Below are 21,759 nucleotides of genomic sequence, written 5' to 3' on the forward strand. Positions count from 1 at the left end.
GTTCTGTGTAGTGCGAAGTTTCCCTAAGCCAGTGCTCACCGATGGGCCAAGCACCGGTCATGTTCCCCACGTTCGCTATCCCACGCACTCAAACGATTGAGTATCCTCACGAGATCTCGGTAGCGGAATTTGTTGAGCAGGCGGTCATTTCACGCTAGCGCCCTGAAGGAGGGTCTTGTTATGGAAGGCTACATCGCCGAAATCCGGTTGTTTGCTGGCAATTTTGCGCCACGGGGTTGGGCTTTTTGCAACGGCCAAATCCTCTCGATCGCGCAGAACACGGCGCTCTTCGCCCTGTTAGGCACCACCTATGGCGGCAACGGACAAACAACCTTCGCCCTCCCGGATCTGCGCGGACGTGTGGCGGTTAGTCCGGGTCAGGGTCCTGGATTGCCAGCCGTGAATCTTGGTCAGATGTCGGGCGAACCGACGCACACGCTGATCATCACCGAGATGCCAGCCCATAACCATACCACCCAGGTCACGAATCATGCGTTTGACGAGGGCTTTGGAGGCGGCGGTAACAGCTCTGTGCCAACCAACAACTACTGGAGTTCGGTTGCCAGCGGCGCACCCTACAACACCACTACCAACACCGCGATGAATCCCGGTGCCGTACAAGTCGTGGTCGGCGTTGCGGGTGGTAGCCAGCCCCATAACAATATGCAGCCCTACCTTGGCGTTAACTATATTATTTGTATGGAAGGTATCTTCCCATCACGTAACTAGGCGTATCCTCCTGGCGATGGAGGCGCTGCTTTTGCCTCAAACTCCGCGTCTTCAGCGATTCTGACTTTGACTACGTTGTGCCGGGTGTGTCCGCGTGGTACCTCGCGAGCGAAAAGGAGTACTCACTCATGCGTAAACAGGCCCCGTGGATGGTCGGCGTGATCGTGCTGATGGCCCTGCTGCTCTTCCCAGCGGCAACACCTGTCTCAGCCGCCACCATCGTTGTCAATCCGGGTGGTGGTGGCAACTATACGACGATCCAGGCGGCCATCAACAACGCCAGCCCTGATGACACCATCGCCATCAAAACTGGCACCTACAACGAAAATCTTAACCTCAGTCTCATGGGCAGCGCCATCGGTGGCGCAACCGGCAACCTCCAGCTCGTCGCTGTCGATGGTCCCGGCACTGTAAACCTCACTGGTACGGGCACCAAGATCACCCAGAGTGGTGCTTTCAACGGTAGCCTGATCATCAACGGCCTGCGCTTCTCCACCAGCAATGAGGACGGCATTCGGTTGAGCAGCTTCAACAGCCTGCTGATCGTCAACAGCACCTTCGGTCCGATCGGCTCCGACACCAGTCTGCACAACGGCCTGGAGCTAACGATCGGCAGCGGCGCTCCCAACGTCGTACTGTACAACAACACCTTCCGCAACATCTCGAACGACGCGATTTTAGCGGTCGCTCAGGGTAGCGCGCAGCCAACCTTTACGATTGTCTCGAATACGATCTCCGACGACGGCACCCACGGCAACACCACGGATCAGGCGATCTCGATTGAGATGCGCGGGACCGTCAACGGGCGGGCCACGATTGTCGGCAATACGCTGACACAGCTTGAGAGCCGGGCTGTCGTCGTCGCGGCGAACGAGGCCGCGCAAGTGCGGGCACAGATCGTCGGCAACACGATCGACACCATCACCACGGTTGACCAGGCGATCGTGGCGGAAACGCTCAACGGCTCCACGACCGCGCTGCTCGACGTTGCGATCAACAACAACACGATCAGCAATGTCAGCAGCGGTAACGGTATTTCGGTGTTCATGGGCGGTATCGTGGCAACACCCAGCACGCCGCGTATCGTCGCCAGGATCATGGGTAATACCCTGACCAACATCGGCAACAACGACTTCGATCGCGGCATCGCGATCATCCCAGGCATCAACAACAATACCAACCTGAATGGTACGATGAACGTGCTGGTCGAGGGCAACCAGTTGACCAACATCGCGGCATCCGGCCTGTACATCCTCGCAGATGACAGCATCGATATTGATGCGACGGTGCGCAACAATACCTTCACCAACACGGTGACGTTCACCAGCGCCAACGAAGCGGGCTTCCTGTTCCGCACCAACAATGCAAGCGCGCTCCTGCGGCTGGCGCTCACCAACAACACAGCGACGACGGCCACGCCCGCTACCAACCGCGAGATTCGGCTGCTGCATCAGTTGGGAACCTTCCAGCTCGAAGGCAATCCGGCCCTGACGGTCGAGCAAAACGTGGCGGCGGATAATCCAAGCGCGGCGGGATCGATTCTGGTCAACGGCACGATCAGCATTATTCCACGTGGCACAGTTGCAGCACCGGCTGCCATGGACCCGCCAGTCGCCCAGGACGACACGGCAAGCGCCATGAGCGGCACGCCCACGACGATCAATGTGCTGGCGAACGATCTCGATCCGAACGGGACGCCGGTCGGACTCCAATACTTCACCTTCACCTCGTTCCGAGGCGGCACTGTTACCCGCAACGACAATGGCACGCCCGCCAATCTGACCGACGATCGGCTGGTGTACACGTCGCCAGCGGGCTATGCCGGCACCGATACGCTCTACTACACGGCAACTGACGGCACAGGCACCGACGTGGCGCTGGTAACAATCACGGTCATTCCGCAGCCGACGGCAACGCCGACGAATACGCCGACGGATACGGCCACGCCGACGCCGACCAACACGCCGACCAACACGCCAACCGATACGGCCACACCGACGCCGACCAACACGCCGACGAATACGCCAACCGATACCGCGACGCCGACGCCGACGAATACGCCGACGGATACCGCGACGCCGACGCCGACCAACACGCCGACGAATACGCCGACGGATACTGCGACGCCGACGCCGACCAACACGCCGACGGATACCGCGACGCCGACGCCGACCAATACACCAACCAACACGCCGACGAATACTGCGACGCCGACGCCAACCAGCACCGTGGTCTACAACTTCACCGGCTTCTTCCCGCCAGTCGATAACCCGCCGGTGTTGAACTCCGTGAAGGCGGGCCGTTCGATCCCGATCAAGTTTAGCCTCGACGGCTACCAGGGCCTCGACATCTTCTGGAGCGGCTATCCTGTGTCGCGGAAGATCACCTGCGACTCCAGCGATCCGATCGATACCATCGAGGAGATCTCGGCACCAGGATCGAGCGGCCTTTCCTACGATGCAACGACCGATCAGTACACCTACATCTGGAAGACGGAAAAATCCTGGGCCAACACCTGCCGCCAGTTGATCGTCAAGCTGGCTGACGGCAGTGAGTATGTCGCGGAGTTCAGGTTTACCAAGTAAGCGCCTTCGGGCGAGGGAGCGCTGTTCTCGCCAGCGCTTCCTCCGCTCGAAATCGGTCGCATCGGCGGCGCTGCAACGCGGCACCACAGCCGATCAGAGCTTCTTCAACATGAATCGCATGAGCCGGATCTCCCAAGATCCGGCTCGTCGCGTGCTCCGAATTTTGACATTCGCACGATCCAGCGGCTATAGTGTGCGCTATGCTAACTTCCGTTTCAACAAGGACTCAATCATGGGGCGCGGCGCTTTCGAGCATAACTATCAGTCGTTCGATCTGCCTGAACTGCGAACACAACACCGTGATGTCGAGCCGACGCCGCTGCCGCTGGTGTGGCAGGCGTCGCCCGGCGCGGTCCACGCCGATCTCTTCTGCGGCGATAATCTGGCGCTTGGTAACTGGCTGCTGGCGCGCGGCGCGGCGTTTCGGCTGATCTATCTCGATCCGCCCTTTGCCAGCGGCAAGCGCTACGCGGCGCGCGTCAACGGCGCGAAAGGCGTCCAGTCACAGGCGATCCATGCCTATGACGACGACGACGATCTGGAGGCGTATCTGCGCTGGCTTGAGCTGCGTCTGGTCGTAGCCCGCGATCTACTGGCGCACGACGGCACGCTCTACGTGCATCTCGACTGGCACGCGGTTCACTACGTCAAGGTGCTGCTCGATCGGCTGTTTGGTCGGTCGCGCTTTCTCAACGAGATCATCTGGTGCTACCACGGCCCGTCGCCGATCACCTCGGCCTTCAAGCGCAAGCACGACACGATCCTGGTCTATACCAAGAGCCGGGCCTACTATTTCAACGCCGATGCCGTGCGCACGCCCTACGACGAGTCGACGGTGCGGACGTTTCGCAGCAGCCGCAAGGCGGGCTTTGGCAAGGTGCCCGATCTGGAGCGCGGCAAGGTTCCCGAAGACTGGTGGTATTTTCCGGTGGTCGCGCGGCTGCATGGTGAGCGGGTCGGCTACGAGACGCAGAAGCCGGAGGCGCTGCTCCGGCGGGTGATCCTTGCGTCGAGCGCGCCCGGCGATGCGATCCTTGATCTCTTCGGCGGCTCAGGCACGACCGGCGTCGTCGGCGCGCAGCTTGGGCGGCATACCACGCTCTGCGACAGCAATCCGGTCGCGATCGAGAAGACGCTGCTGCGGCTGCGTGGCCTCGATCCGTGTCCCGATGTGCGCGTCTGGCGCTACTCCACGGTCGCGACGCCGCCGTCCCAGCTTACCGGAGACGAGTGATCATGCTGCAAGGGTTGAAGGCGGTCGCGAAGTGGGCGATCGTGCGGGCGCTAACGGCCTACGTCGTCGCCAAGTACCGGCTGCTGCGCGGCGATCGGGTGCAGTTCGGCCCCGGCTTTCAGGCGAATCGCAAGCTGGTGATCAAAGGGCCGGGCCGCGTGATCTTCGGCGCGCATGTCAACGCCTGGGCGCACGAGGAGCGCAATGTGATCATCACGTACGGCCCCGACGTGACGATCGCGATCGGCTCGCATGTGCGGCTCAACGGCGTAGGGCTGATGGCGAAGCGCGGCATCACCATCGGCGATCACTGCATCCTGGGCTCGACGCTGCTGGTCGATACCGATTTTCACAGCGTCCGCCGCGACCGCACGACCAATCCATACGCGCCTGTCCACAGCGCGCCGATTACGGTCTGCGATAATGTGTGGCTGGCCGGGCAGACGGTAGTGCTCAAGGGCGTGACGATCGGCGCGAACTCGGTGGTCGGCTTCCGCGCCGTGGTGACGCGCGACGTGCCGCCCGATGTGATCGTGGCGGGCAATCCGGCGCGCGTGGTGCGGGGGGTGGATGAAGGGTAGAACAAAGGAATGTTGAACTCATCCGCCGAATAGCTGCACGATGCCGCGCACAGTGAAGATCAGGCCGAGCACAAAGGTGGTGCCGAGGTAGCCCATGATCAGCCGTGGATCGCGCAGGAAGCATTTGCTCTGGCGCAATCCCTGTCGCCAGGCGTTGGCGTAGGCCCACAGTCCGAGGCCGCTCATCAGCGCTACGGCGAAGGGCGGCCCGAAGGCCCAGGCGATCAGCGCGACGGTCGTAAAGACGCAAAATCGTATCGGGTCGAAGACTGTTGATTCGGAACGCTGCACGGTACCTCTCCTCGCTTACGGAGCCATGTCGACCAAGGGAATAGCTGGTGCCTGCTGGCGCAGCGCGCGCTCGGCGAGCTTCATCCGGCCAAGCTGCGGCCACGCCTGGATCGCGCAGAAGGGCACGCACTGATGCTGCGCCTCGCTCTGCGCGCCGACATGCACGCAGCATTGCAGCAGCCGCTCCTCAAGCATCGTGTGCATGTCCATGAACGGCTTGACCGTAATGCGCTTGATACGCCGTCCAAGCAGCTCGCGCAGCCGGTCTTGCCGTCCCAGCAGCGCGCTACCGGCCATCCGCAGCATCGTGCTCAGGCCGAGATCGCAGTTGTCGCAGATGTTACGAAAGAGATCGGTGATCGTCGGGTGCGTCAGCGAGCTTTGTTCGCTCAGCAGGCCGAGCAGCGATTGCTTGACCAGCTCGCGCATCTGCGCGGGAATCTCGCGGTCGGCGATGCGATTGCTGACGAGATCGAGATGCTGCTTGAGCTGATCGTGGCCGATGATCCCGACCAGCGACCTCCACTCGCCCTGGTCGGTCTGGAGCATGTAGCCGACGCTGCAACAGTGCGGGTGCGAGCACGGCAGCGCGGTCAGATCGCGCCAGGTGACAAGGTCGCCGGTCTGCGGGCCAAGCCGGGCCAGCACGCCGGTATGGGTCAGGCGATGGCGCGGATCGAGCGGCTGGGCGCGGCCTGAGCCGAACTGCGGCTGGATCGACACGCCGCCGACAAAGGGCGTGTCCAGCGCGTAGCGCACCACCGCGCCGATCTCGTCGTCGTTGACGCCCAGCGCGGCGGTCATGGTCAGCGTCGTAAAGATGCCGCTCGCCGTAAGCCGCTCGATCGCCCGCTGCTTGATCCGCCGCAGGTCGGCGCTGCGGTGGTAGCGATGCGTTTCGAGCCGGAAGCCGTCGAACTGAAGATAGACCTCGATCCGCTGGTTGTGCCTGGCGAGAAACGCCAGCAGCGCATCGTTCTGCGCGATCTCGATGCCGTTCGAGTTGATCAGGATGCGGATGATGTTGCGCCGCATCACCTGCTCCAGCAGCTCCGGCAACTGCGGGTGCAGCGTAGGCTCGCCGCCGCTGAGCATCAGCACGTCGAGCTGGCCGTTTTCTCGCTCTAGCCGCTGATCGATATTGGCGAGAATCTCCGCCACCGGCACCACGCCCGCCAGCTCAGGCGACGACGCGGCGAAGCAGTTGGGACAGCACAGGTTGCAGTGCTGGGTAATATCCTCAAGCAAAATGCAGGTATGCTGCGTCTGCATCTCGCCCAGGCCGCGCAGATACGTGCCCGGCACAGCGTCCCAGTTATTGGGCGTATCCGGCGTGTGGGCTTTCGTCGGCGCGGTCCACTCTTCCAGGTAGCGCAGAATCTCCGGCGATTCGTCGTAGAGCGTGGCGATCTTGCCGTGCCGGGGACAGCCCCGCACCAGCCAGACCCGTCCTTCGTCTTCGGCGAGATAGCCGCCGAGCCGCTGCACCTCTGCCAGCGGTCGATCGGGCTGCTCGGCATGGCAGGCGGGGCAGAATGCGTTGACGTAGCGTAAAATGCGATCGGTGCGGAGCGGCATGCCGGGCATACGAGATCCTTTGCTGTCGCATCAATAGCTGCTGTAGATGATCGCGAGACAGATGCCGAAGAACAGCGCCAGCGCGACCACCGGCAGCATCGAGATCGCAATGCCCCAGGCCAGGCCCCGCGCTACCGCCCGGCTGCGTGTCCGTGCTGCGACGGCTGCGGCGATCTCAAGCACGACCAGCGTGGGGATCAGCCACAGGATTTCAATCGGCGCGACGTTGAAGCTTATCAGGCCCAGCGCCATCCAGACGACATAGTTCAGCACAAAAAGGCCGAGCGCGGTCAGGACGACCGTCCTTCTGTCGGAAACCTCCGGCTTGCCTGAGGGCCGCACCGCGAAGCCGTAGACCTGCGCGGCTGCCAGATCGACCGCCTGGGGCTCGTGGCCGTCGGCCAGCAGCTTCTGGCGAAGCGCCTCCTGGGTGTAGGTCTGGCGGTGCTGCTCCAGATACGCCGTGATCCGCTCCACCGAGTCAGGCTGATCAGCCGCCTGGCTATCGGGCGCTATCGGCTGCGCCGCCGGCTCCGCGCCGTAGACCTGGGCGAGGGCCTGCTCGACCAGTTGCGGATCTGCGCCGTCCTGAAGGAGTCGCTGCCGGATCGCCGCGCGATCGGCGCTTTGACGATGCTGCTGAATGTAGCCAATCAGGGCGTCGAGTTGCGGCTGGTTTGTCATGCGGCCTCACAAGCGCTAAGCGGCGATCGGAATGTGGGCCATTATACGCAGCCTGTCAATATGGCGCGGATCAGCGATTGTGGAGCCGCATCAAGAACTGTCGCGCGCGATGATATTTTTTGAGCCGCTCAAGGTCTTTGTCGGTGACTGTATCGATGCGTCGCAGGTCCATATTATCTTCGAGATCGGCCAGTTTCACGCTGCGAGCGATGGGATTGGTGCTCGCGCGCTCGATAAATGCCTCATACGTCTCGTGCGCTTGCCGCGTGAGGCAATGCAGCGCCTCGATCACCTCTTCGGCAAAGCCCTCCTCGCGAAGCTGCTCGAAGGTCCAGTCAGTATCTTCGACCAGATCGTGAAGCACGGCGACGATCATCTCAGTCTCGGTGCTCATCCGCATCAGCATGCGCATCGGGTGGAGCATGTAGGGCGCGCCCGCCTTGTCGATCTGATCCTGGTGCGCCTGCGCGGCGATGGCAATCGCCCGTCCCAAGGTAGCCATGCTGGTCCTTTCTGCATCTATGAAGCTGAGAATACGCTACGCCTCGCCGGTCGGGATCGGCTCCAGCGCCGGAATCTGGTACACGCCGCGCCGCCACTGCCGCCAGAAGTAGGCCAGCAGCAGCAGCGTCGTGGGGATCAGGAATAGCTGCGAGCGCGATAGTCCCTGCCAGACCGCCTGGTTGCCGCGCACGAACTCGACCGCAAAGCGAAAGAGCGCGTAGCTCAGCAGGTAGATCTTGAACAGCTCGCCCTTGACGTAGACTCGCGGACGCAGCCACCACAGCCAGCCAAACATGACGGCGTGAAAGACGATCTCGTAGAGGAACGAGGGATGCATCTTGACGCCGCTGGCGCAGTAGGGACAGTTCGGGATATGCGCGGCAACTCGCAGGCTGACGGAGAGGCCCCACGGCAGCGTGGTCGGCGTGCCGATCTGCTCGGTCAGGAAGCAGCCCCAGCGCCCGATCGCCATGCCCAGCGCCACGGCAGGCGCGAAAAGATCGCCGGTCGGCTCGCGGTAGCCGACGATACGCTTGGTCAGGATCGCGCCAAAGTACGCGCCCGCCAGCCCGCCGAGGATGCTCTTGCCGCCGCGCTCCAGCAGGCCCCACAGCGACGGCTCAGGCGCGAGCGTGATGTACTGCCACCCGGTGCTTAGCTTCGCCAGCAGCGCCCCGCCGATCAGCGCGCCGACGGCGATCCAGAGCATCTGCTCGCTCAGCATCGTGCGCCGCCGCGCCTCGTAGAAGAAGACGATCGTCGCGGCGGTGACGCCGAGCAGCACAAACACGTCGTGGGTGCCGACCGCGTACGGGCCGATGTGAAACAGGGTCGGGAGCATAGATCTCCTGCGCTCTCTTGGCCTGATTCCTTGCCGCTGTAACTACGCAATTTATAGTTGGAGTAGCCATGATGAGAGGTGATGCTTAATTCGCTTAAGCCGCTCCGGTGCAATCTGTCCAATTGCTCCAAGCAATATCTGCCCTTCAGCTACGGCAAGCCGCCCCACCCGGATCACACTTGCTTTTTTCAGCCCACTCTCGGCAAAGTCCACATCCTCTTCACGGATAAGCTCATCAAACTGGTCGATGTAGTGCCGCGTTTGGCTGGAAATCATGCAAATAAGCCAATCATCATAATTGCCAGGCAGCTTCCCAGGAGTAATGCAGGCCGTAGCTTTCCTTCATCAAGGTCAGTCTGAGGAAAGCGAAAGAGGACAACTTGGCCCGCTTGTTTCATCAGAAGACTACCTTTAAATCGGCTAGCGTGTACAAAGAAGTTTCATCGTCTTCTATATCTCGCATAGCCGCTGTGAGCGAAAACCCTGACCATACCAATTCTTCTTGCCGCAGAGCTTCACGTTCCGCTTTGACCAACAGGTATTCGACAAAATCCAGTACTTCGGCCTGAAGTGTGGTCGGTAGCCGCTGAACCGACTCTTGAATCTTTTGCACTACTGCCATCGCTGCATCTCCTGGCATCTGTTGTGTTACCTGGTATCGGATTGTACTCTAATCACCTGTGCTTGCGCAATTGGGGTATTCAACACCACCCGCGATCAACGCATGGGGCGCGATCCATACGCCGGATCGCGCCCCATGCATCGCGGCCCCGACAGGAGCTAGCCCTCGCCCGGCAGCGCGTCCGTGCCTTCCCAGGTGCGCGGGTGATCCGAAACCGGCTGGAGGATCACGTAGCTGATCACCATCAGCGTCAGCAGCACCAGCACGCCGATGCCCTGCCCCACGCGCGGCGCGAGATCGAAGACCTGGATCGTCAGGTAGGTGACGAGCGCCCACACTGCCGGGCCGGTGATCGCCGAGAAGCGCCCGACCATGCCGTACAGCCCGTAGAACTCGCCGATACGCGCCGGAGGTGTTAGCCGCAGCATGTAGGGCCGATCCGCCGACCACACGCCGCCCAGCGCGAAACCGGCGGCGGCGGCGACGACATACAGCGTCCACAGCGGCAGCCCGACGATGCCGATCGCCGCAGCGCCGACGAAGATCGCGAACCAGGCTTGCAGCACCAGATTAAGCGTGCGCTTTGGGCCGAGCTTATCGGTCAGCCAACCCCAGAAGAAGCCGCCGATCACGGCAAAGGTGATCGCCGACATCAGGATCAGATTGGCCTGATTCTGGCCCTGCTCCTCGCTCAGGCCGGTGCTGACCGCGATGTTGACGGTGTAGAGCGCCATGATCGCGATCACCGTGTTGATCGAGTCGGTATAAAAGATGCGGCCAACCAGAAACCGCAGCAGGCCGGGATAGCGATTGCCCTCCCGCAGCGTGCGGATCGTCTCGGCGGTCGACTCGCGCACGGTGGTAAGCGTGATCCGACGGGGATTCGGGTTGCCGCGCTCTTTGACGAAAAGGAAGCACGGGATCGCAAAGAGCAGGAACAGCAGCGCGATCATCAAAAACAAAAAGGGCTTGTCGCCGACGCCGAAGATCAATCCCAGGCCGACCGCGATGTACGAGCCGAGATAGCCGATGCCCACGCCGATCCCGCCGATCTTGCCGCGTGTCTCCTCGGTGCTGACCTCAGGCAGCAGCGCGTCGTAGAACTGAAGCCCGGCCTGATACGCGATATTGGCGATGATAAAGCAGATGATCGTGGAGTAGTAGCCCACCCGCGCCAGCAGCGCCGTGAAGGCCACGCAGATCAGCGTGCTGACGATCAGGAACGGCATTCGACGCGGCGTGCGATCGGTCATCGCGCCCAGCAGCGGCGAGACGACAAAGATGATCGCCATCGAGATCGCGGTGATGATGCCGTACGCCGAATCCGCTCGCTGCGGCCCAACCTGATCGCGGACCCAGAGCGAGAAGAAGAGCGAAACCACGCCCATCGAGAAGATCGTATTGGCGAGGTCGTAGAGCACCCAGCTTGCAACTGCGCGCCTGGTGATCACGTGTGGCCGCGCGGCTGCCGCAGTGGTGCCGGTGCGCGCCATTTGGGACTCGATCATGCCCAGTTTCCTTTGCTAGTGCGCCGAGAGGTAGGAGGCTAGGAGAACAAGGGAACAAGCGAACAAAAGAACAAAACGCACACCTTGCTTGTTCCTTTGTTTCTTTGTTTCTTTGTTTTCATCGTAGTGTAGCATACGGGCCGCAGGCTGAACAGCGGGCGATCTCCTGTGCCGGTGCGATCCAGATGGGCGATGCCGCCGCATGCCCCTGGTAGCGCCGCGCTTGCCTACTGCGCCACAAGACTGGCCGCGATGCGCAGCGCGCGCTCGAAGTGCCGGTCATGCTCCAGCATGTTCAGCTCGTCGCCGATCACCTGCTCAAGCGGCTGCGATGCAAGGCTCGCCATGCGCTCGATCGGCGTGCTGCCGGGCAGCGCGATCTCCGTTCTGAGGCAGCCAGTCTCCGGCCTGTGCTCGATGGCAAACTCAGCGTCGGCGCTGCGCAGCGTGACCCTGTGGATGCCCGCGCTGCCCTCGCGCTTCCGCAGCTCGATTGTCACCGCTGTCTGCCCGCTCCGCAGCGCGATCTGCTGATCGCCGGTCCAGGCAACTGCTCCATCCAGGCCGCTGGCGAGCCAGCCGACGAAGAGCAGCGCTGTGACATAATCGTGATCGTCGGGGGCGTGCTCGATCGTCACCTGCCGCAGACGGTACAGCTCAGGCGTGGCGCCGGGCATGTCGAAGCACTGGGCGGTCATTCGCCGCCAGGGTGTCAGCCGCGTCCAGTGCAGATCGGTGTAGGCGATGTGCGGCGCGTGCTGCGCGGCGTTGCGCGCCAGCGCTCGCAGCGTCGCGAACGGATTCTGCCAGGTCTGCGAGTCGACGATCACCCGATCGGCGATCTCGACGAAGCTATCGAAGATCGGCGCGGCAAAGGGTGGATCGCCGTGCCACCACAGGAAGACCGGCAATCCCGCGACGATCAGCGAGGCGGCCAGGCTCGGCAGTGGCGCGCCGCCACTGCCGCTGGTGATCGTGATCTGCTCGCCGCAGAGCTGCTTGCCGCTGTTGCCCAGGCGGCAGGCGATCGCGACGTTGGCGACTGGCGCTTGCTCGTCGTCGGTGACGATCATCGTGATCGTGCGGCCCGGATGCTGCACGGCGGCGATGTCGATCGCCCGGAGCGTATCGGCGTCGGCGTGGGCCGCAGGGACGAAGACCAGCAGGTTGAGCGTGCGCACCTGCATCACCGATGTTTCCGCGCCCTCGCCGTTGGCCTCGTTCCACAGCCGTTGCAGCACGCTTTCGATCTCGGACGGCCTGACAATATACGTCTCGTCCTGCGCAAAGCTCAGATCTGATCCGCTCATGGTCGTCTCCAGCGCCGTCCATCGGCTTCGAGCAGCCGGTCGGCAGCCTCCGGCCCCCAGGTTCCGGCCTCGTAGTTCGGGAAGTCTTCGGGCGGCACGCTCGCCCAGGTGCTCAAGATCGGCTCCACGATCGTCCAGGCGGCCTCGACCTCGTCGCGCCGCGCAAAGAGCGTGCTATCACCGAGCATCACGTCGAGCAGCAGCCGCTGATATGCCTCGGCGGGCGCGGTCGCAAACGCAGCGCCGTAGCGAAAATCCATGCCCACCGGACGATGCCGCGAGGTCTGGCCCGGCGCTTTGACCTCGAACTGGAGCGAGATGCCCTCGTCGGGCTGAATCCGCAGCGCCAGCACATTGGGCGTAGTCGGGCCGAAGAGCAGATGCGGCACCGGCTTGAACTGGATCGCGATCTCGCTGACGCGCTTGGGCAGGCGCTTGCCGGAGCGCAGATAGAAGGGCACGCTCTGCCAGCGCCAGGTATCGATGAAGAACTTGGCCGCGACATACGTCGCCGTGTGCGATTCGGGCGCGACCTTCGTCTCGTGGCGGTAGGCGGGCACGCGGCTGCCGTCGATCCAGCCCTGGCCGTACTGCCCGCGCACCGTATCGCGCAGCACCCGCTCCTGGTCGAAGGGCCGCACGCCGCGCAGGACTTTGACCTTCTCGTCGCGCACGGCGTCAGCGTCGAACGAGATCGGCGGCTCCATCGTGGTCAGCGTGAGCAACTGCATGATATGATTTTGCAGCATGTCGCGCACGACGCCCGCCTCTTCGTAGTACCCGCCGCGCGTTTCGACGCCCAGGCTTTCGGCGACGGTGATCTGGACATGATCGACATAGCGACGATTCCAGATCGGCTCCCAGATCGCGTTGGCGAAGCGGAAGTGCAGAATATTCTGGACCGTCTCTTTGCCAAGGTAGTGATCGATGCGATAGACCTGCGCCTCGTCGAAGACGTTATGCACCACGCGATTCAGATCGCGCGCGGTGTGCAGGTCGTGACCGAAGGGCTTTTCGATCACCACCCGCGTCCAGCCAGTCTCGTTCGCTTCGGGGCTGACCAGACCGGCCTTGTCGAGATGCTGGATGATCACCGGGAAGAACGAGGGCGGCGTTGCCAGGTAGTAGATGTAGCTGCCCGCCGTGCTGCGCTCCCGATCGATCTGAACCAGCGTTTCTTTGAGCCGATAAAAGAGTGCCGGATCGTCAAAGGTGCCGTGTACGTAGTACAAGCCCTGAAGAAACGAATCCAGCATGGCCTTGTTGATCGTGGTGTCTTCGGCGATCGACTCGCGTAGCTGCTGACGAAACTCCTCGTGACTCATCTCGTTCCGCGCGATGCCGACGATCGAGAAGCCGGGCGGAAGCTGCTGGGCCTCGTTGAGCGCCCACAGCGCCGGAAGCAGCTTGCGCTTCGCCAGATCGCCCGACGCGCCGAAGATCACCATCACGCACGGCGACGGCGTGCGCTCCAGGCGTAGCCCGGCGCGCAGCGGATTGCTGGCTTCGGTCGGCGCTGCTGTTGGTGTAGCCGTATCTATCATCGCGACGCTTCCTTTGTTAGCTCACGTGTGTAGGATACACCATCTTTCAAGTCAGGCTTAGCCGGGCGTCCAGTTGGGGTTGGTCAGGCTGGTCAGAATGTGGTCCTGCCACGAACCATCGATCAGCAGATAGTCGCGGGCATAGCCCTCGACGACAAAGCCCAGCTTGCGCAGCAGCCTGCCGCTGCGCTGGTTGTGCGGCAGGTAGTTTGCCATGATCCGGTGCATGTGCAGCTCGTCGAAGACGTAGCGGATCGCCGTCTCCAGCGCCTCGGTCATGTAGCCCCGGCCCTGGTACGCCGCCGCGATGCTGTAGCCCAGGTAGCAGAACTGGCCTACGCCGCGCATAAAGCCGTTGAAATTCGCGTCGCCGATCATCGTCTGCGGCGCGGCGCGATCGAAGATGCACAGGCGCAGCGAGCGATCGTTGTGGAAGTCGTCGTGATTTTGCGCGATCTGCTCCTGCCAGAATGCCTCGGTGAAGAAGCTGGCGGGGCGGATCGGGGAAAAGGGCGCGAGGCGCTGCTGGTTGGCGGTGAAGTAGGCCAGGATCGCGGGGATGTCGGCGCTAGTCGCCAGCCGCAGCACCATTCGCCTGGTTGTCAGAGCAGGCAGCTCTCTCGGCATCCGCTCGTCCTTGTGCTCGATATGCGTGGCGATAGAAGTCGAATCAGCGCTTTCAGAACGTTCTCATTTGGTCATCATAAGGTTTTCATGTTATTGTATTACGCGAATGTGCTATAGTCCCAAATGCCACCATCATTAAACCAATTTATACCATAGAACGTACTTACTATGTCGAATTTTCGACGTTTGGGCGCTATCATTCATGTTAGCGTTATTTTTTTGTATCATTTATTGCTGCTGGATCCTTTGCCGGAACAATATCCCTGCGCTGGTGTTTTTCAAGAAGGTCAACGTCGCGACAATATAGCACAAACGTTATTCTTGATCTTAGGTTCTTCAAGAAACTCCACCGCGAATCACGGATCTACTCGATTGACGTCATGCGGCATGCATTGGCAGAACAATTCCGAAAGAAACATCGGATGTACCTCCCGACGGATAGTTATCATTAGCATGTTGTTTCGGATACTCTCAAAGTGCTCAGTTTCTCAAACTCAATATTTCTCCTTGGAGGTAAGTATGTCTCGAAGTATATCACGGCACTTGAACGCGATAGTTGCAACGTGGTGTTGGGCAGCAACGATACAACTCGTTGCGCGCTATTATGGGCAGGCCCTCGATCACTCCCAATGCACAATTGTAGATAATGCATTTTGGGGATGGGGGTGCCCGAATGACCCCAATACAATTACTGAGATCCAACGGCAACTCCGCAACTACTATGGAGTTACAAGCACGTACGTCGCAAGTACTGTGGCATTCGGCACTCTTAAACAAGGCATTGATTATAACCGGCTCGCTGTTCTTCGGTGGGGTTGGGATAGTGGTGGTGGACATTTTGTGACCGTGCGCGGTTACTGGCAGGATACCAGCACTGCTGAACAGTATGTTTCCTACGTCGACCCATGGGATGGGAGTTATCGCTCAGGAAGCTATGAGTGGATGAAGCGAGGAAATAGCTGGGGATGGCACACCTGGACTCATACTCTGTACTATGTTTACAGATAAGTAGGCTCCAACGATACAACAGAATGAGAAATCCTACCAACCACATCAGAAAGGAATACGCGGTATGTCGAAGCGTACGATACTGCTCGTTGCAACACTTAGCGCACTGATCGCGCTCGGCACTTTGATCAGCTTGTATCCATCTCACTCGTTGGCTGCCTTAACAGTTGAGGAAGTGGCCCGCCAAGAATTACCCAGGATGCTCGACCGTATTCGCTCTGACTATCAAGGCTATGGGTTTAGGGATGAGCAGGAACTAAACATTGCGACCCTTGGCCGTCCATATCAAGTGTACGGGCTTTCGCCCAACGCTGTACAGGCGTATCGCCCAGATCAGCCCGTGTCTGCTATTCTTTTCGAGGAACAGTGGTGGGAGTTTCCTGTTCTAATAGATGGTGAAGCAAGAGGCTTGCTCACGCTTGCCCAAATGAACGGGCAGTGGAAAGCTGTGGAGTTTGGTAGTCTACCTTTAAGTGTACGAATCACGCAGTTGCAGCAGAAGTTGGCACATACTGATGTAAGGGTCAAGCTGGTCAAAGTTCCACACATTTACGGAACATTTGCATTGCTGGAACAGGGGCAGAACGAGCAGTTAGTTCATCTCGGAAGCTATCCGGGAGTATTCAAAACTATTGACCGAGAAGAGTTGACTGCCTATGCGGCATCGAAGTTGATGCCTGAGATTCGAGAGGCTATTGCTCAGGTCAAGGCAGCGGAGAAGTCGAAACCGTAAGGATCGGTTCGCTTATCAATGTCAAAGAAATCCGCGCCATATCCACGGCGCGGGTTTCTTTTGCTAAACTCACGAAAAAGGGATACGATCGTAAGGAATCGCCACACTTAGCAATGGTTGAACGGCCATCGTCCACAATGGTGAGTCAGGGCGCTGTTGATTGCTGGTAGCAACTGCTCTGGAACCATCGGCTGATACGCCTGGGCATCAAGGTCTGCAAAGTATCCTTGTGGGCTAAGATATGCTAGAAATTCCTCATTGCCTCGTTCAAATACTACAAAGTCAGTAAATAGTTGTGGAATCGTCAGGACCTTAACCGTCGTGGTTGGATCATCCCAATATGGGAGTAGTACGTTTGGATCATTTCGGAGTGGCAATGCACGATACCCAACAAGTGATGTCCCTGATACAAACGCCAGCCCTCGCAATTGTTTGCCGGCAAGGACGGGAACTACCCAATGCTCCTCCTGTCCGAGGAGATCCGCAAAGCGCTGACCACGGCGGTAGCTGCGGAGTACTTCCACTGATGACTCATATCCTGGGGCTGGTCGCCCAAGCACCATAGAAGCTAATTCCCCTCTATCTTTGAAGCCATTTTGGGCAATGTTATTGAGAGTTTCGTCTTCTCGGAATAATTTCTCGCGCAGTGCTGGGAGAATATGGTGCGCCAACGTATTGGCATCTGGCGGTATCGGCGTAGGAGCGATAGTTATAGGAGCGTTTGATTTTCTGGGTGCCACCGATTGACCACAGGCCGTTAGAACGAGCACGAATGCAATTGCGTGTATCAGGAGGTGCTTCAAAACGTTGCTCCCTTAATAACCCCCATGAGAAGATCTTCATGCGCCGACCTTGCAGCGGCCTCATTCAACGAAGATTAAGGTGCTGACACCCACACCAGCCGCCTACGGGCCGGTATAGGTGTCTTTGTAGATCACGAAGGTGCCGTTGCTGTACAGCACGTAAATGCGCTTGCCGTGACCGTTGACCGCCGGGCTGTAGAGCATGAAGCCGTTATCGAAGCGCTGGATCACGCCCGTAAACCCCACCTCCGGCGTTGTCGCCCAGCCGAGCGCCTGACGGATCGCCGGATCTTTCTGCCACAGCCTGCCGAAGCCGCTCGACGGCGTGAGCAGCCCGTCGGGCGCGGGATCGGTCGGCTCCGGGTCGCTGGGATACACATCCAGCCGCCTGCGCCAGGTGCCGCTCACGCCGCCGTCGAAGATCCAGAACTGATCGCCCGCCTCGCGGTAATACATCTGGCCGCCCTGGAAGATCTGCTCGACGGAGTAGCCCGGCAGCTCCTCCTCAATCGGACAGCCGATCGCAGCGCGGACCTCGGCGTTGGTGCGCCACAGGTTGCCGAAACCACCCGTGAGCACGGCCTGACAGCGCGGCAGCGCAGGCGTTGCCGTGGGCTGTGGCGCTGGCGGCGGGGTTGGCTGTGGCGTTGGCCTGGCGGTCGGTCGTGACGCTGGCCTGGCGGTTGGTCGTGACGCTGGCCTGGCGGTCGGTCGTGACGCTGGCCTGGCGGTCGGTCGTGGCGTTGCCTGCGCCACGACGATCGGCGCGGTTGTTGTCTCCGTCGGCGCGGTGGTGCTCGTAGCGGTCGGCTGCGTGGTCGCGCTCGGCTGCGTGGTCGCGGTCGGCTTCGCCGTCGCGGTACGTGTCGGCGCTGCGGTGCGCGTCGGCGTCGCGGTTGGGGGAGCACTGGCCGCCTGAGCCGTCTGCGTGGTCGCGAGCAGCGCAACGCCTGCTGCGTCCGCCGACTGATTCATGAAGCGCGCGAGCACGCCGCCCGTGCCCACCACCAGCAGCAGCCCGATCGCCATGATCATCAGCATCCGTCTGGAGCGCCATCGGGATCGAGCGGACGGTGATTCGGAGAGTTGCTCGGCTGCTGGCGGTGTGGTTGGTCTGGTCGCGGACGCAGGCGCAGGTACGATCGACGCCTTGAGCGCCTGCGTGGTCTGCCGGGTATGCGCGTCGCGCCGGATCGATGCCGGTGGGAAGACCACGCCCACCTCGGTCTGATCGCTGAAGCTCTCGCTGAGCGCCTGGACGAACTCACTCGCCGTGTCGTAGCGCTCCTCCGGTCGCTTCGCCATCACTTTGGCGATAACCGCGTCAACGCCCGCCGAGAGCTGCGGCACGACTTCCGAGGGCGGTATCGGCTGATCTTGCAGATGCGCCAGCAGCACGGTCTGCGCCGAGCCGTCGAAGGGTCGGCGGCCCGTCAACATGCGGTAGACCAGCGCGCCCAGCGAGTACAGATCGGCGCGGTGATCGAGCTTGCCGTTCGGCGCGAGACGCGGGTTGATCTGCTCCGGCGCGATGTAGTCGGGCGTGCCCACGATCACGCTCGACTCGGTCAGCGAGGGCGCGTCCAGCGACTTGGCGATGCCGAAGTCGGTCAGGATCGCGTTGCCACGACTGTCGAAGAGCACGTTGCCGGGCTTGATGTCGCGGTGGATAATGCCATGCTGGTGGGCCTCGTCCAACGCCAGGGCAATTTGCTGTGCCAGCGTCACCACCCGCTCGGCAGGCAGCCGCGGCTCGCGCTGGAGCACATCGGCCAGAGACGGCCCCGGCAAGAGCTTCATCGCCAGGTAGACGATGCCGTCGTCCTCGCCCACGTCGAAGATCGGCGCGATATGCGGATGATCGAGCTGCGCAGCGGTGATCGCCTCACGTCGGAAGCGTTCGACAATATCGGTGTCGGCCAGATACTGCGGGTACAGCATTTTGAGCGCGACATGCCGCTGCAAACGGGTATCGAGCGCGCGATACACCGCCGCCATGCCGCCGCGCCCAATCAAGGCTTCGATGCGGTAAGGTCCAAGTTGACGATCTATGAGGTCGTTGAGCCGCATACCTGTCCAATCAGGGATCGAAGGCGCTGACGCACAACCGCCAGCACCTGCTCCACGCTAATCCGTTGTAAACATGTTCGATCGGGACAGCCGTTGGGCGTGCCCAGGTGATGGTCGCGATAGATGCACGGGCTGCACGCAATCGCCGCTTTGAGCGCGCGATGCTCTCCCGCTTGTAGGATCTCGACGCCGTTGGCGAAGCTGCTCTGCGGCTGCCAGGACTTGCCGCCGTACGGCCCCCAGGCGCGCGGATCGGTCGGCCCGAAGATCGCGACCACCGACGTGCCCACGCTGCCCGCAAGATGAGTCAGGCCGCTGTCGTTGCCGACGAAGAGCGTGCAGCGCTTGAGCACCGCCGCCAGATCCTCCAGCCCTGTACGTCCGCCGAGATCGAGCACCGCTGGCGCGTGACGCATGCCGTTCAACATCCGCCGCCGCACGTCGGCCTCTTCCGCGCCGCCGACCAGCACGATGCTCGCGCCATCCTCGATCAGCGCGTCGGCTAGCTCTGCGAAGCGCTGCGGAGGCCAGCGCCGCGCCGGTGCGAACGCGCCCGACCCCGGATGCAGCGCGATCAATGGCTGCTCGGCTGTAGCCTCGCCAAGCAGCGCCGCAGCGCGGTCGGCGGCAGCCTGCGAAACGGCCAGCCGTGGCTGGGGCCGGTGCGCCGCGCCAAGCAGCCCAACCACCGATAGCCAGTACTCGGCCTGGTGCTGCGCCCCGAACCCCACATCAGCCACTCGATCGGTCAGAAAGAAGCCGCGCCCGTTATCCAGACCGTAGCGCCGTGGAGCGCCGGAGGCGGCAGCCAGCGCCGCGTATTTCAACGTGCCGAACCACGTCGTCAGGTGGTGTAAGAGCACACAGGCATCGAATCGTCCGCCGCGCAGCCGCCGCCAGAGTCGTACGGCATAGCCTAGATTGGCAGGCCGGAGCAAGGCGCGGGGTGTGTTAAAGCGCTGCTTTTCAAACACGATCAGCGCGTCGTGGGGTTGACCGCGGAGGATAGCCGCGCCGAGCGGCGTTGTCAGGACGCTGATACGAGCTGCGGGAAATGCCTGCCGTAGCGCATGCAGCGCGGGTATGATCAGTAACGCATCGCCAAGATCGGCTAATGTGACGAGCAGGATACGATTTGGTGTTGCGTTGGATGTAGAAAGGCGATTCATGCGTAGCATAAGTATATCATGTCGCTGCGATTCATGGCTGTGTCCGGGCTGATGCATGCATGATTGCGGTTTGAAGAGCCAGAGTGTAGGTCGTAAACATATCATTGTTTAATATATTCTAAACTATTTCTAAACTCCTCATGATGAGATTGCAGGAGAAGATGGGCTACGCGCTGTGCCCGGCATCCTCCAGCACCGCCAGCGTTTGCCGCGCGGTTCGCTCCCAGGTCCAATCCACGGCATGGTGCAGCCCGCGCTCCCGCAGCTCGGCGCGGAGGTTGGCATCCTGCACCAGCCGCACGATCGCATCCCGCATCGATACCACATCGTAGGGATCGACCAGCAGCCCGGCATCACCGACGACCTCCGGCAGCGATGAGACATTGGAGGCGATCACCGGCGTGCCGCACGCCTGCGCCTCAAGCACGGTCATGCCAAAGCCTTCGTAGAGCGAAACCATCAGATAGGCCAGCGCGCCGCTCAGCAGCGCAGGGAGATCGGCGTCGTGGACGTAGCCGACAAAGCGGACCTGATCGGCGACGCCAAGATCATCGGCCCGTCGCTCGATCTGCTCGGTCATCCAGCCGCGCTTGCCCGCCAGCACCAGCAGCGGCATCTGCGCCGCGCCGAGCAGCGCGCGCGCCTGGGCGAACGCTTCGATCAGGCGGCTCACGTTTTTGCGCGGCTGGATCGTGCTCACGAAGAGCAGATACGGCTGCGCGATGCCATAGCGCTGCTGTACCTGATCGAGCAGCGCGCGGTCGGCGATGGGCTTGAAGCGGGCGTGAACGCCATGATAGATCACCGCGATCTTTTCGGCTGGCGTGCCGTAGAAGCGCTGAAGATCGCGCTTGGTCGCCTCCGAGATCGCGATAATCCGTGTGGCGCGGCGTGCGCTCAGGCGCGTGAATAGCCGATAGTAGATCCGCTGGACGCGGGTATGCGCTTCGGGATGATGGAGAAATCCAAGATCATGGATCGTGACGACCGAGCGCCTGGGCGGCACGATCGGCAGCGCGTGGGCCGGCACAAACAGCAGGTCGGGCGCATGCAGCAGCATCTCAAGCGATAAACGTCCGTGCGACCAGGCGCGGGGCAGCGGGATGGAACGGAGCACAAACGAGGGCGGCAGCGGCGGCACCACCTGCGGCAGGCCGTTGCAGTAGAGCAGGTAGCGGTTGTGCCGATCGACCTCGCCGAGCGCCTGCAACAATTCCCAGGTGTAATGCTCGGTGCCGGTCCGCGCGGACACGCCCAGGCGCGAGGCATCAACTCCAATCAACATGATCCAGTCCTTGTGATACGCCGATCGTTAAAAAAGGGTAATTAACCCTCTTT

General features: G+C 61.4%; 20 protein-coding genes. 5 read left to right on the top strand and 15 right to left on the bottom strand.

Features of this window, described 5'->3' with window-relative positions:
* Window positions 1-180 precede the first annotated feature (180 nt).
* From VFZ66_28685 to VFZ66_28700, 4 genes are all read left to right on the top strand, one after another.
* Window positions 181-729 (top strand): tail fiber protein, encoded by a 549-nt coding sequence (locus VFZ66_28685; protein HEX6293193.1) that lies wholly within the window; start codon window positions 181-183, stop codon window positions 727-729.
* Between the two features lie 128 nt (window positions 730-857).
* Window positions 858-3,314, top strand: a complete 2,457-nt coding sequence (locus VFZ66_28690) for a PxKF domain-containing protein (protein ID HEX6293194.1) — start codon at window positions 858-860, stop codon at window positions 3,312-3,314.
* Between the two features lie 232 nt (window positions 3,315-3,546).
* Complete coding sequence (locus VFZ66_28695; GenBank protein ID HEX6293195.1) at window positions 3,547-4,548, top strand: site-specific DNA-methyltransferase; 1,002 nt, start codon at window positions 3,547-3,549, stop codon at window positions 4,546-4,548.
* Between the two features lie 2 nt (window positions 4,549-4,550).
* Window positions 4,551-5,129: an acyltransferase gene (locus VFZ66_28700; protein HEX6293196.1), complete on the top strand. Its 579-nt coding sequence runs from the start codon at window positions 4,551-4,553 to the stop codon at window positions 5,127-5,129.
* Window positions 5,130-5,147: 18 nt separating this feature from the next.
* Here the strand turns inward: VFZ66_28700 and VFZ66_28705 are convergent, their stop codons facing one another.
* The 11 genes from VFZ66_28705 to rimJ all read right to left on the bottom strand — a co-directional run bounded on the left by VFZ66_28705 (window position 5,148) and on the right by rimJ (window position 14,638).
* Window positions 5,148-5,420, bottom strand: coding sequence for a hypothetical protein (locus VFZ66_28705; GenBank protein HEX6293197.1), 273 nt, complete (start codon window positions 5,418-5,420; stop codon window positions 5,148-5,150).
* Between the two features lie 15 nt (window positions 5,421-5,435).
* The gene (locus tag VFZ66_28710) at window positions 5,436-7,007 is read right to left on the bottom strand and encodes a radical SAM protein (protein HEX6293198.1); all 1,572 of its coding nucleotides are present in this window, start codon (window positions 7,005-7,007) and stop codon (window positions 5,436-5,438) included.
* Window positions 7,008-7,028: 21 nt separating this feature from the next.
* The gene (locus VFZ66_28715) at window positions 7,029-7,682 is read right to left on the bottom strand and encodes a hypothetical protein (protein HEX6293199.1); all 654 of its coding nucleotides are present in this window, start codon (window positions 7,680-7,682) and stop codon (window positions 7,029-7,031) included.
* Between the two features lie 70 nt (window positions 7,683-7,752).
* Window positions 7,753-8,184 (bottom strand): hypothetical protein, encoded by a 432-nt coding sequence (locus VFZ66_28720; GenBank protein HEX6293200.1) that lies wholly within the window; start codon window positions 8,182-8,184, stop codon window positions 7,753-7,755.
* A gap of 36 nt (window positions 8,185-8,220) precedes the next feature.
* Window positions 8,221-9,027 (bottom strand): prolipoprotein diacylglyceryl transferase family protein, encoded by an 807-nt coding sequence (locus tag VFZ66_28725; protein ID HEX6293201.1) that lies wholly within the window; start codon window positions 9,025-9,027, stop codon window positions 8,221-8,223.
* A gap of 51 nt (window positions 9,028-9,078) precedes the next feature.
* The gene (locus VFZ66_28730) at window positions 9,079-9,303 is read right to left on the bottom strand and encodes a hypothetical protein (protein HEX6293202.1); all 225 of its coding nucleotides are present in this window, start codon (window positions 9,301-9,303) and stop codon (window positions 9,079-9,081) included.
* Window positions 9,304-9,424: 121 nt separating this feature from the next.
* Window positions 9,425-9,649, bottom strand: a complete 225-nt coding sequence (locus tag VFZ66_28735) for a DUF2281 domain-containing protein (protein ID HEX6293203.1) — start codon at window positions 9,647-9,649, stop codon at window positions 9,425-9,427.
* A gap of 158 nt (window positions 9,650-9,807) precedes the next feature.
* Window positions 9,808-11,157, bottom strand: a complete 1,350-nt coding sequence (locus VFZ66_28740; protein HEX6293204.1) for an MFS transporter — start codon at window positions 11,155-11,157, stop codon at window positions 9,808-9,810.
* Window positions 11,158-11,384: 227 nt separating this feature from the next.
* Complete coding sequence (locus tag VFZ66_28745) at window positions 11,385-12,467, bottom strand: glucose-6-phosphate dehydrogenase assembly protein OpcA (protein HEX6293205.1); 1,083 nt, start codon at window positions 12,465-12,467, stop codon at window positions 11,385-11,387.
* The gene (gene zwf / locus VFZ66_28750) at window positions 12,464-14,011 is read right to left on the bottom strand and encodes a glucose-6-phosphate dehydrogenase (protein HEX6293206.1); all 1,548 of its coding nucleotides are present in this window, start codon (window positions 14,009-14,011) and stop codon (window positions 12,464-12,466) included. Before zwf ends, VFZ66_28745 begins: the two co-directional genes overlap by 4 nt.
* A gap of 57 nt (window positions 14,012-14,068) precedes the next feature.
* Window positions 14,069-14,638 carry a ribosomal protein S5-alanine N-acetyltransferase gene (gene rimJ, locus VFZ66_28755; GenBank protein ID HEX6293207.1) on the bottom strand — a complete coding sequence of 190 codons (570 nt, stop codon included), beginning with the start codon at window positions 14,636-14,638 and terminating at the stop codon, window positions 14,069-14,071.
* 1,072 nt (window positions 14,639-15,710) lie between these two features.
* On the opposite strand from rimJ, the gene VFZ66_28760 reads away from it, so the two are divergent.
* On the top strand, window positions 15,711-16,379 hold the full coding sequence (locus VFZ66_28760) for a hypothetical protein (protein ID HEX6293208.1): 669 nt from the start codon (window positions 15,711-15,713) through the stop codon (window positions 16,377-16,379).
* A gap of 107 nt (window positions 16,380-16,486) precedes the next feature.
* Here the strand turns inward: VFZ66_28760 and VFZ66_28765 are convergent, their stop codons facing one another.
* From VFZ66_28765 to VFZ66_28780, 4 genes are all read right to left on the bottom strand, one after another.
* On the bottom strand, window positions 16,487-17,182 hold the full coding sequence (locus VFZ66_28765) for a hypothetical protein (GenBank protein HEX6293209.1): 696 nt from the start codon (window positions 17,180-17,182) through the stop codon (window positions 16,487-16,489).
* A 102-nt stretch (window positions 17,183-17,284) separates the two neighbouring features.
* Window positions 17,285-19,252 (bottom strand): serine/threonine-protein kinase, encoded by a 1,968-nt coding sequence (locus tag VFZ66_28770; GenBank protein ID HEX6293210.1) that lies wholly within the window; start codon window positions 19,250-19,252, stop codon window positions 17,285-17,287.
* The gene (locus VFZ66_28775; protein ID HEX6293211.1) at window positions 19,231-20,430 is read right to left on the bottom strand and encodes a glycosyltransferase family 9 protein; all 1,200 of its coding nucleotides are present in this window, start codon (window positions 20,428-20,430) and stop codon (window positions 19,231-19,233) included. The genes VFZ66_28770 and VFZ66_28775 overlap by 22 nt, the downstream gene beginning before the upstream one ends.
* A gap of 157 nt (window positions 20,431-20,587) precedes the next feature.
* Window positions 20,588-21,706: a glycosyltransferase family 1 protein gene (locus VFZ66_28780; GenBank protein ID HEX6293212.1), complete on the bottom strand. Its 1,119-nt coding sequence runs from the start codon at window positions 21,704-21,706 to the stop codon at window positions 20,588-20,590.
* Window positions 21,707-21,759: the final 53 nt, after the last annotated feature.

The sequence above is a fragment of the Herpetosiphonaceae bacterium genome, from assembly GCA_036374795.1.
GTDB lineage: Bacteria > Chloroflexota > Chloroflexia > Chloroflexales > Kallotenuaceae > LB3-1.

Bases quoted from the DNA above. Each gene is read 5' to 3' on its own strand.
- VFZ66_28775 (HEX6293211.1), bottom strand. From the start codon at position 20,430: ATGCTACGCATGAATCGCCTTTCTACATCCAACGCAACACCAAATCGT.
- VFZ66_28770 (HEX6293210.1), bottom strand. From the start codon at position 19,252: ATGCGGCTCAACGACCTCATAGATCGTCAACTTGGACCTTACCGCATC.
- VFZ66_28730 (HEX6293202.1), bottom strand. From the start codon at position 9,303: ATGATTTCCAGCCAAACGCGGCACTACATCGACCAGTTTGATGAGCTT.
- VFZ66_28690 (HEX6293194.1), top strand. From the start codon at position 858: ATGCGTAAACAGGCCCCGTGGATGGTCGGCGTGATCGTGCTGATGGCC.
- VFZ66_28735 (HEX6293203.1), bottom strand. From the start codon at position 9,649: ATGGCAGTAGTGCAAAAGATTCAAGAGTCGGTTCAGCGGCTACCGACC.
- VFZ66_28725 (HEX6293201.1), bottom strand. From the start codon at position 9,027: ATGCTCCCGACCCTGTTTCACATCGGCCCGTACGCGGTCGGCACCCAC.
- zwf (HEX6293206.1), bottom strand. From the start codon at position 14,011: ATGATAGATACGGCTACACCAACAGCAGCGCCGACCGAAGCCAGCAAT.
- VFZ66_28710 (HEX6293198.1), bottom strand. From the start codon at position 7,007: ATGCCCGGCATGCCGCTCCGCACCGATCGCATTTTACGCTACGTCAAC.
- VFZ66_28760 (HEX6293208.1), top strand. From the start codon at position 15,711: ATGTCGAAGCGTACGATACTGCTCGTTGCAACACTTAGCGCACTGATC.
- VFZ66_28720 (HEX6293200.1), bottom strand. From the start codon at position 8,184: ATGGCTACCTTGGGACGGGCGATTGCCATCGCCGCGCAGGCGCACCAG.
- rimJ (HEX6293207.1), bottom strand. From the start codon at position 14,638: ATGCCGAGAGAGCTGCCTGCTCTGACAACCAGGCGAATGGTGCTGCGG.
- VFZ66_28715 (HEX6293199.1), bottom strand. From the start codon at position 7,682: ATGACAAACCAGCCGCAACTCGACGCCCTGATTGGCTACATTCAGCAG.
- VFZ66_28740 (HEX6293204.1), bottom strand. From the start codon at position 11,157: ATGATCGAGTCCCAAATGGCGCGCACCGGCACCACTGCGGCAGCCGCG.
- VFZ66_28780 (HEX6293212.1), bottom strand. From the start codon at position 21,706: ATGTTGATTGGAGTTGATGCCTCGCGCCTGGGCGTGTCCGCGCGGACC.
- VFZ66_28695 (HEX6293195.1), top strand. From the start codon at position 3,547: ATGGGGCGCGGCGCTTTCGAGCATAACTATCAGTCGTTCGATCTGCCT.
- VFZ66_28685 (HEX6293193.1), top strand. From the start codon at position 181: ATGGAAGGCTACATCGCCGAAATCCGGTTGTTTGCTGGCAATTTTGCG.
- VFZ66_28745 (HEX6293205.1), bottom strand. From the start codon at position 12,467: ATGAGCGGATCAGATCTGAGCTTTGCGCAGGACGAGACGTATATTGTC.
- VFZ66_28700 (HEX6293196.1), top strand. From the start codon at position 4,551: ATGCTGCAAGGGTTGAAGGCGGTCGCGAAGTGGGCGATCGTGCGGGCG.